The 9,902-nt window shown below is 63.3% G+C and carries 7 protein-coding genes; 2 read left to right on the top strand and 5 right to left on the bottom strand.

From position 1 onward, the window contains the following. Positions 1-132 precede the first annotated feature (132 nt). From ACNA1V_RS15420 to ACNA1V_RS15405, 4 genes are read right to left on the bottom strand one after another with little or no spacing between them, the layout of a single operon-like run. A complete protein-coding gene (locus ACNA1V_RS15420) occupies positions 133-1,542 on the bottom strand; it encodes an efflux transporter outer membrane subunit (RefSeq protein ID WP_415834490.1) in 1,410 nt (469 codons plus the stop codon). A gap of 2 nt (positions 1,543-1,544) precedes the next feature. Continuing rightward, a complete protein-coding gene (locus ACNA1V_RS15415) occupies positions 1,545-4,625 on the bottom strand; it encodes a MexW/MexI family multidrug efflux RND transporter permease subunit (RefSeq protein ID WP_415834489.1) in 3,081 nt (1,026 codons plus the stop codon). Continuing rightward, positions 4,622-5,764: an efflux RND transporter periplasmic adaptor subunit gene (locus ACNA1V_RS15410; RefSeq protein WP_415834488.1), complete on the bottom strand. Its 1,143-nt coding sequence runs from the start codon at positions 5,762-5,764 to the stop codon at positions 4,622-4,624. Before ACNA1V_RS15410 ends, ACNA1V_RS15415 begins: the two co-directional genes overlap by 4 nt. A gap of 25 nt (positions 5,765-5,789) precedes the next feature. Further along, positions 5,790-6,221, bottom strand: a complete 432-nt coding sequence (locus tag ACNA1V_RS15405; RefSeq protein WP_415834487.1) for a DoxX family protein — start codon at positions 6,219-6,221, stop codon at positions 5,790-5,792. 134 nt (positions 6,222-6,355) lie between these two features. Between ACNA1V_RS15405 and soxR the strand changes: the two genes are divergently transcribed. After that, complete coding sequence (gene soxR, locus ACNA1V_RS15400) at positions 6,356-6,820, top strand: redox-sensitive transcriptional activator SoxR (RefSeq protein ID WP_415834486.1); 465 nt, start codon at positions 6,356-6,358, stop codon at positions 6,818-6,820. A 37-nt stretch (positions 6,821-6,857) separates the two neighbouring features. Here soxR and ACNA1V_RS15395 read toward each other — a convergent pair whose 3' ends face one another. After that, positions 6,858-8,132, bottom strand: coding sequence for an adenosylmethionine--8-amino-7-oxononanoate transaminase (locus ACNA1V_RS15395; protein ID WP_415834485.1), 1,275 nt, complete (start codon positions 8,130-8,132; stop codon positions 6,858-6,860). Positions 8,133-8,329: 197 nt separating this feature from the next. Here ACNA1V_RS15395 and bioF point away from each other — a divergent pair, with 197 nt between their 5' ends. Next, complete coding sequence (gene bioF, locus ACNA1V_RS15390) at positions 8,330-9,529, top strand: 8-amino-7-oxononanoate synthase (RefSeq protein WP_415834484.1); 1,200 nt, start codon at positions 8,330-8,332, stop codon at positions 9,527-9,529. Positions 9,530-9,902 lie beyond the last annotated feature (373 nt).

Genomic DNA, 9,902 nt, shown 5'->3' with positions numbered 1-9,902 from the left:
CTGACACCACCCGACACGGCACGCTCCACTGCCCCAGGCCCCGGGCCGGCCACGGCGCGGCTTAGCACCGCTCCGATCGCACCCACCCACCAGCCCCTGTCACGCCACAATGCAGCCCCCCCGAGCCATGCATCAAAGCATCTCCTCCACCCCCCAGCCCAGCGCCTTATACACCGCCACCACATCCACAAAAGACGCCGTCTCCGCCTCGGCAATCGCCTGTCTGGCCTGGAACAGTGCACGCTGATTCTCGAGCACGGCCAAATACGCCCCGGCCCCCGCGCGATAACGCCTATCGGCAATATCGAACGCCGCCTCCGCATGCCCTGCGGCCTGCAGCAACACCGCCATCCTGCGCTGATTCTCCGCCAAGCGCGTCACTGCATTCTCAACCTCCTCCTGCGCCTGCAGCAGCACCTGCTCATAACGCGCCTGTGCGCCCTCGGACACCGCCTCAGCCCCTCGCAACCGCGCGCGCGCATTCCCCAAACGCAGGGCCGGCCAGCTCACACCCGGCGCAATCTGGAACGCCCGGGACGCACTCCCCAAATCCCCATCGCGCAAAGCAAAAAACCCGATAAACCCGCCCAGATCCAGCCGCGGATACAGCTCCGCCGTCGCTGCTCCCACATCCTCCACACTGGCCGCCAACTGAAGCTCCGCCTGCATCACATCAGGACGCTGCCGAATCAGGGCATCCACATCCCCCAAAGGCAACTGCGTCACCACAAACCCCGTCCTGCGTTCGCCTGGCGCGGCCAAACCCTGGCCCGGCGGCTTGCCTGCCAACACATCCAGCCGATAGTAGGCCTCCTGCAACGCCACCGTCAGCGGCGCCAACGCCGCCTCGCTACGCAAACGCTGGCTCTGCGCATTCTCCTGATCTTCCGGCAACCCGCTACCGGCGCGCACCATCGCGCTCGTCAAACGCACCGTCTCGTCCCAATTGGCCACTTCCTGGCGGGTCACCGCAAGCTGCCGCTGCAAACCTTGCGCCTCGAAATACGTCCGCGCCACCTCCGACGCAATACTCAGGCGCATCAACGCCAGTTCCGCCTGCGCGGCATCGGCACGGGCCAACGCCGCCTGTTGCAAGCGCTCCAGCCGCCCGAACAAATCTATCTCCCACTGCATATCGAACCCTGCGCGCCAGGACTCCGACAACGCCCGCCCAGGCTCGCCATCGGCTCCCATCTGCTGCTGGATCCCACGCTCATAGCCCGCACGGGATGTCAGACCAGGCTGCCGATCCAGACGCCGCTCATCAAACACGGCGCGCGCCGCATACAACGACGCCTGCGCCTGACGGATATCGTGGTTATGGGCCATCGCGGCATCAACCCACTGCACCAGGCCAGGATCATCAAAAAACGTCCACCACTGCGCCGGCAACACCGTCTCCGGCGCGTCAAACCGCGCCGCCTGCTCACTCGCCAGCACAATCCCGGGCGTCACCGGTTTTTCATACTGCGGCCCGACCATGCAGCCCGCCAGCGAAACCAGAACCCCCAACGCCAGCCCGCGCAAAAACACTCGTTCCATACTCATCCCTCCAACGCCTGCCCGGCCTCGGACAACTGCCGGCTGCGCCTCGTTTGCACACGATGATCCCGCGCCAACAAGGTGTAGATCGTCGGCAGCACAAACAAAGTGAACACCGTACCGATCAACATGCCGCAGACAATAACGGCCCCCAACCCGAAACGGCTGCTGGCACCGGCACCGCTGGCAAACAGCAAGGGCACCACACCGAACGCCATCGCAGCCGTGGTCATCAGTACCGGTCGCAACCGAATCTTCGCCGCACGCACAATGGCAGTCGAACGATCCAGCTGCTCACGCACCTGCAATTCATTGGCAAACTCCACCATCAGAATGCCGTGCTTGCTGATCAGCCCGATCAGCGTCACCAGCCCGATCTGGGTATAGATATTGAGCGTGGCCCAGCCCAGCGCCAGCGGCAGCAGCGCCCCGCAGATCGACAACGGCACGGTGATCAGAATGATGAGCGGATCCACCAGGCTCTCGTACTGCGCCGCCAGCACCAGATAAATCACCACCAACGCCGCCAGGAACGCAAAGAGCAGGGCGTTGCCTTCGTGCACGTACTGGCGCGACTCCGACTGCCAATCATGACTGAAGCCTGGCGGCAGTTCCGCTGCCGCCTGTTCCAGAAAAGCCACTGCCTGCCCCAGCGATACGCCGGGCGCCGGAATCGCCTGCAAGGTCGCAGCATTCTGCTGGTTGAATTGCGGCAAGCGATTGGGTTCGACCAGCGTATCGAGCGTCACCACCGTGGACAACGGCACCAATGCGCCGGCATCGGTACGCACGTACTGGCGCGCCAATGCCTGCGATGTCAGGCGCTGCTCACGCACGCTCTGCGGAATCACGTCATAGGAGCGCCCCTGCAAGCCGAAACGATTAAGGTAATTCCCGCCCAGCAATACGCCCAGCGAATCGCCAATGTCCTGCATGCGTATGCCCAGGCTGGCCGCCTTGGCGCGGTCTATGTTCACCTGCGTCACCGGATTGTTGTATTCCAGATCGCTATCGACCACGACGAACAAACCACTGGCGCGTGCGCGCTGCTTCAACTCCTCCATGGTCTGATACAGCACGGGATAATCCTGCGCGCTGCGCAACACCATCTGCACCGGCAAACCGCCGCTGGAGCCCGGCAAGGGCGCCAGCTGGAACACAAAAATGCTGCTGCCTTCGACATGGCTGACGGCTTGTTGCAGCGCGGCCTGCACCTGTGCCGCCGAACGATCGCGCTCGCCCCACAAAGACAGGTTGATGCCGCCAAAACTGGCCGATGGCCCATCCGTACCATTGATGATCCAGGTACCGGTCGTTTCCGGTAGGCTCTCCATGACCGCTTCGAGCTTTTCGGCAAAACGTTCGGCATATTCCAGACTGGCATGCTGTGGCGCCTTGATGGCCGTCAACACCGCTGCCTGATCTTCCGCCGGTGCCAGCTCACGCTGCGGCAGCTGGTACAGAAACGGCAAGCCCAGGCACACCAGCACGGCAAACCCGCCACTGAGCCAGCGCCGGCGCAGGGAAAACGCCAGCACAAAACCGTAGCGCCGCGCCAAACCGCTGAACACATGCTCGGCCATGCGCGCCAGACGTCCTTCCTGCTGGCCTGCCGGCAACAGCAGCGAACTCATCACAGGCGACAGCGTCAAGGCCACCACGCCCGACACGATCACCGCGCCGGCCAGCGTCAGCGCAAATTCTCGGAACAGGGCGCCCGTCAGGCCACCCATCAGGCCGATGGGTGCGTACACGGCGGCCAAGGTCAGCGTCATGGCCACCACGGGACCGGCGATTTCGCGCGCACCCACCAGCGCCGCAGCCACGGGACTTTTGCCTTCCTCGATATGACGGTGCACGTTCTCCACTACGACAATCGCATCATCCACCACCAGGCCGATGGCCAGCACCATGGCCAGCAAGGTCAGCAGATTGATACTGAAACCGAATGCCAGCATCAAGCCCGCCGCACCCAGCATGGACAAAGGAATGGCGACCACAGGAATGATGACCGTACGCAATGACCCCAGGCACAGCCAGATCACCAGCACTACGATCAACACCGCTTCCACCAGGGTATGCATCACCTCGCTGATGGAAGCCTCGATAAAGCGTGCCGTTTCAAAAGCCAGCTCCACCTGCACATCGGGCGGCAAGGTCTTTTCGATTTCAGGCAGCAACTTGCGAATGCCTTCGACAATCACCAGGGGGTTGCCGGCAGGGGTGGAAAAGAGCCCCAGGTGCACGGCATTCTTGCTATCCATGCGGGCACTGGTTTCCGTGGCCGCAGCGCCCAGCTCAACCGTTCCGACGTCTCGCAGGCGCACCAGGCCATTGCCATCATTGCGTATCACCAGATCCCGGAACTCCTGCACGCTGCCCAGATCGGTATTGACCCGGACATTGGACACCACATACTGGCCCCGCACCTGTCCAGGCGCCGCCTGATAATTGTTGCGCCGCACGGCATCCGCCACATCGCTGGCCGTCAGGCCCCGGCCCGCCAGTTTTTCGCTATCCAGCCACAAGCGCATGGCCAGCTTCTGGCCACCGAAAGTCTGCACCTTGGCAACACCGTCGATACCGGAAAACAGCGGCTCGACCACCCGCGACAGATAATCCGTCAACGCTGGCGTGGACAGGCTGTCACTGGAAAAACCCACGTAGGCCACAGCCGTCGAATCCCCGGCCGACAATTCAATCACCGGGTCATAGGCCTGGTCTGGCAAGCGATAGCGCACCTGATTGATCTTGGCCATGGTTTCCGTCAGCGCGCGGGTGGAATCGCGGTTCAACTCCATGCGCAGCGTGACCTGGCTATGACCTTGCGTGGACGAAGAGGCCAGGTAGTCGATGCCCTCGACCGAAGACACCGCCTGCGCAATCGGTTGCGTCACAAAGCCCTGCATCAGCTCGGCAGAAGCGCCGGGGTACTCGGTACTCACGGTGATAGTCGAGCTTTCCAGCAGCGGATACTGACGAATCGGCAACTTGCTCAGCGCAAACAAACCCAGCAGTACGATCAGGCAGCTGACCACCAGCGCCAGCACTGGCCGGCGGACAAAAATATCAGTGAACTTCATGAGCCGGCTCCTTGCGCAGCAGGCGCTGCCCCAGGCGCCTGGCCATGCGGGTCGGCTGCATTCAGCGTATTACTGGCAACAGGCTCGACCTGCATGCCGTCACTGAGCTTGATCTGACCCGACACCACCACCTGGTCCCCCTCGGCCAGACCGGATTCGATTTCCACCCGGCCATCCCAGCGTTCACCGGTTTTCACGGCGACACGGTGCACCGTCAGCCCCTGCGTCTCGGCCTGCCGGGCGATGAACACCGTCTGCCCGTAGGCGTTGTAGGTCAGCGCCGTTTCCGGCACCGCCAACACCTCTTCCTGCTGCGGACGCTGCACCCGGATTCCGGCAAACATGCCAGCCCGCAGCTTGCCGTCAACATTGGGCAGGCTGGCTTGCACCTGCACCGTGCGCGACGCCCCTATCAGCGGGTCGATTGCGGTAATGCGGGCATCAAAGGCTTGTTCCGGCCAGGCATCCAGTTGCAAGACCACCGGCTGCTGCGGCTGCAAATGCCGGACAGCCTGTTCATCCAGGGAAAAATTCACATGCATGGTGCCGGCATCTACCAGGCTGGCAACGGCTTCACCGGCATTCAGGTATTGCCCTTCATGCACCCGGCGAATGCCAATGACACCGTCGAAAGGCGCGCGTACCGCTTTCTGGGCAATCACGGCCTCGACGCGGCGCAATTCCCCCTTGGCCATATCGCGGGCTGCGATGGCTTTATCCAACTGTTCCTGGGTCGCAACCTGATCGGCCTTCAACATTCGCGTGCGCGCCAGCACGGTTTCCGCATTACGCAACTGTGCCTGCAATCGCAAGCGCTCGGCCTGTTCCGGCGCATCATTCATCTGTACCAACAGTTGCCCCGCCTTGACCGTCTGTCCGGACTCGAAGGCAATACGCGTCACCCGCCCCGGCGTTTCAGCCGCCAGCGCCACCTGGCGCGCTGCCTCCAGCGCGCCCACGCCATGCAAGGCTCGTGGCGCCACCGTGCGCTCCACCGGCGCCAGCGCCACCTTGGTGATCGGCCAGGCACCACTCGCTTCTGCATTGGAACGGTCAGTCACCAGCAGCACCACTACCGCCAGCGCCGCCACGGTAACCGAGACCGCCGCCATTCCCCAAAAACCTGTATTTCTTTTCATGATTTCCTCACTTCACCACTGGATGTCAGCGCACACGCACCTGTGCGGCCAGCAGCCGTTGGCGCAACCGGCTGGCAATGGCTGCGGCAATCAGGCCCCCCACCACCGAGGCGTGTTCCAGCGCCCAGAACAACGCCAGTTGTGCCTGGGCTTCAGGCAAAGCCCAGAACCGATGCACGATCACCACCGCCAGCACCATGAAGACTGCCAAAGCGCCTGCGCCCAGCCACAACGCACGATCCAGCACAATCAGCACAGAACCGCCCAGCAGCACCACCGCCGTCGCGATGTTGAAGAGCAGGGCAGGTTCCAGGCCGGCAGCACGCATTTCGGCCATTCCTCCCTGGAAGTCGATCAGCTTGGCCAGCCCCGACGACAGGAACACGACGATCAGCAGGATGCGGGCAAGCCACCAGAGCCAGTTGCTCTCCAAAGCGTTATCGACAAAATGGCGCATAGACAGGACTCCAGAAACGAACCGGCACGCGCTGCCTGGCTCGCAAAAACAGGGGAGAAAACGAGAACAATGCAGACTTGCATCAGAGCTTGGGCTGGACTATAAAACCTCAAGTTAACTTGAGGTCAAGCATCATGGCGACGCAACAACCCATAGACTTTTCCCGCCCGCTCACGGTGGGCGAAGTCGCGCACCGCAGCGGCGTGCCTGTCTCGACGGTGCATTTCTATGAATCCAAGGGGCTGATTGCCAGCACCCGCAGCGGCGGCAATCAGCGCCGCTTTCCCTCCCTGGTGCTGCGCCGCATCGCCATCATCAAAGTGGCGCAACGTGCAGGGATCCCCCTGGAGGAAATCAAGGATGCCCTGTGCCGCTACCCGGCGGACAGCAAGCTGAGCGCCCGGCAATGGCACGAAATGTCATCGCTATGGCGCACCGCCCTGGATGAACGCATCATCCGCCTGCAGCGCCTGCGTGACGAACTGGACAGCTGTATCGGGTGCGGCTGCCTGTCCATGGAAGACTGTCCGCTGCGCAACCCCGGCGATATCCTGGGCCAGGAAGGAACGGGGCCGCGCATTCTTGAACGCCCCCTGTAAGGCCCGACACCGGCTGGCACCGGGCCGGGCAGCACTTTCAGGGCTGGCCTTGCGCCAGCACCTTGCCCATGGCGTCCATCAGGAAATCCAATTCCTCGGGCGCAATCGTGAAGGCGGGCGTGACGTACGCGATCCGGCCAAACGGACGGATCCAGACGCCCGCATCGGCAAAGCGCCGCTTGAGGGCTTCCCGGTCATGAATCTGCCGCAGCTCTACGGCGCCTATCGCCCCCAGCACGCGCACATCCGCCACCCATGGCAACGCAGCCAGCGGCGCCAGCCGCTCCCGCAGCACCGTCTCGATGGCTGCCACCTGCGCCAGGCGCGGCGCCTGCTCGAACAGATCCAGCGAGGCATTGGCCGCCGCGCAGGCCAGGGCGTTACCCATGAACGTCGGGCCATGCATCAGCGCATGGCCAGGGTCATCCGATAAGAACCCGTCGAATATTCGTCGGCTCGCCACGGTTGCCGCCAGGGGCAGGGTGCCGCCGGTCAGGGCTTTTGACAGCGTAATGATGTCCGGCCACACCCCAGCCTGCTGGAAGGCGAACATCGTGCCCGTCCGGCCAAAGCCGGTGAATATCTCATCGAAGATCAACAACAAGCCATGGCGGTCGGCCAGCCGCCGCAAGCGTTGCAGCACCTCCGGCGCATGCATGAGCATGCCACCTGCCCCTTGCACCAGCGGTTCGACAAGGATGCCGGCCAGGCCATGCGCGTGCCGCGCCAGATACGCATCCAGCGCAGCCTCGGCCAGCTCATCCACCGGCAAGGCCACAATGTCATGGCCGATCAGCATGCCCTGAAAGCGGGTATGCATGCCTTCATCCGGATCGCATACTGCCATCGTTCCCAAGGTATCGCCGTGATAGCCGCCACGGAAAGCCAGAAAACGCGTCCGGCCGGACGCACCTTGATTGAGCCAATACTGCACGGCCATCTTCATGGCCACTTCCACTGCCACTGAACCGGAGTCGGTATAGAACACCCGCTCCAGGCCTCCGCCCAGGCAGCCTGCCAACCGCGTTGCCAGCCGCAATGCCGGCTCATGTACCAGGCCGCCAAACATCACATGCGGCATGTCTGCCAGCTGCTGCTGCACGGCAGCCGCGATATGCGGATGGTTATAGCCATGGCAGGCCGTCCACCAGGACGCCACGCCGTCGATCAGCGTACGTCCGTCGGCCAGCTCGATCCGGCTGCCCTGGGTGCGCACCACCGGCAGCGGCGGCGTCGCCGTCTGCATCTGGGTGTACGGCAACCAGATATGCCGCATCCCCGCTGCGGCCCAGGTACTGGAATCAGCATCCATATCACTCAACCCCTATTAGAAAATTGAATATCAATCTTGGATTTTGACGGCATGAACAATGCCGATAGACGCATTTTGAGCGACGATTGCCAAGCAGATTTTCCTGACTACAATCCGCCGAAATGCGGCCCGGCGAGTGTACCCATATCTTCGCCCAGATCAATTTCTGCTAAAAAACATTCATCTTCGCTCAATTGATGTCAAAAATAGACCACCTTTTGCATCAGCACCTGGAGCGCGCCCAGGCTGCCCGGATACGCCGCCACCTGCGGCCCTGCCATCCCGCACCCGCCGGCAAGGTATGGCGCGATGGTCAGTTGCTGGTGAATTTTTCCAGCAACGATTACCTCGGCCTGGCACGCCACCCCCTGCTCACCGAACGCGCCCACGCCTGGAGCACCGAATGGGGGGCAGGGGCCCAGGCCTCCCGGCTGGTCTGCGGCACCTTGGCGATCCACCAGCAGGTCGAAACTCGTCTGGCACAGCTCAAGGGCACAGAAGCCGCCCTCTTGCTGGCTTCGGGCTGGCAGGCCAATGCCGCCGTACTGCCTGCCTTGCTGACGGCGGCAGGCCATAACTCCCCGCCGCTGGTGTTCAGCGACCGGCTGAATCACGCCAGCCTGCACATGGGATGCCAGGCGGCAGGCGTGCGCCAGATCCGCTACCGGCACAACGATCTGGCACACCTGGAAACCTTGCTGCAGGCGCGCGCCCAGGAACCCGGCACACGCTTCATCGTGACCGAAAGCGTGTTCAGCATGGATGGCGACCGTTCGGATGTGCCGGCACTGGCCGCCCTGGCCCGCCGGCACAATGCCTTTCTATACCTGGACGAAGCCCATGCCACCGGGGTACTGGGCCAGAATGGCATGGGCCTGAGCTGCGGCGTGCCGGGCGTGGATCTCGCCATGGGGACATTCAGCAAGGCCATGGGCAGCTTCGGCGCCTACATTGCCGGTTCACGCACCTTGTGCGACTACCTGGTGAATACCTGTTCCGGACTGATCTATACAACGGCCTTGCCGCCCGCCGTACTGGGCGCCATGGATGCCGCGCTGGAACTGGTGCCCGGCATGGAGGCAGACCGCCACCGCCTGCACACCCAAGCGCAATTCATCCGCGACCGGCTGAACGCGCTTGGCCTGGATTGCGGCCCCTCCAGCACACAAATCATTCCCGCCATTGTCGGGAGCGCCGAACACGCGCTGGCGCTCAGCGACAGCCTGCAGGCCCAGGGCTGCCTGGCTGTTGCCATCCGCCCCCCCACAGTGCCTCAAGGCACGAGCCGGCTGCGGCTGGCGCTGTCAGCCGCTCATGACGCGAACGACATCGACCGCCTGGCGAGCGCCTTGCAACACGCCGTCAGGCAACTGACATACCGGCACCGCCAAGCATGAACACCTCGCCATTTTCCTCTGCCATATGCCCCTCTGCCATACCTGCGCGTCCGCCCTGCACACTGCTGTTCGTCCACGGCTGGGCGTTTGATGCCGGGTTCTGGAGCGAGGTGCGCGCGCACCTCGCCAAACGTCTGCCGCAGCACCCGCAAATCACGCTGGACGCGGGCTATTTCACTCAGGACGCCCCCGGCGGCATGCTGCCCGCCATCCCCCATGTCGCACCGCCTTCCCCGGGCGATGGCCCCTGCATTGCCATCGGCCATTCATTGGGTGCCATGCGCCTGCTGGGCGCTCCGCCCGCCGGCTGTGCGGGACTAATCCTGATCAATGGTTTTGCCTGCTTCAGCCGTCAGCCTGACCATGCCCACGG

The sequence above is a fragment of the Kerstersia similis genome (assembly GCF_965139615.1).
Classification (GTDB): Bacteria; Pseudomonadota; Gammaproteobacteria; order Burkholderiales; family Burkholderiaceae_B; genus Kerstersia; species Kerstersia similis.
The sequence above is the reverse complement of the archived record's forward strand: the minus strand, read 5'-3'. Positions and strand labels throughout refer to the sequence as shown.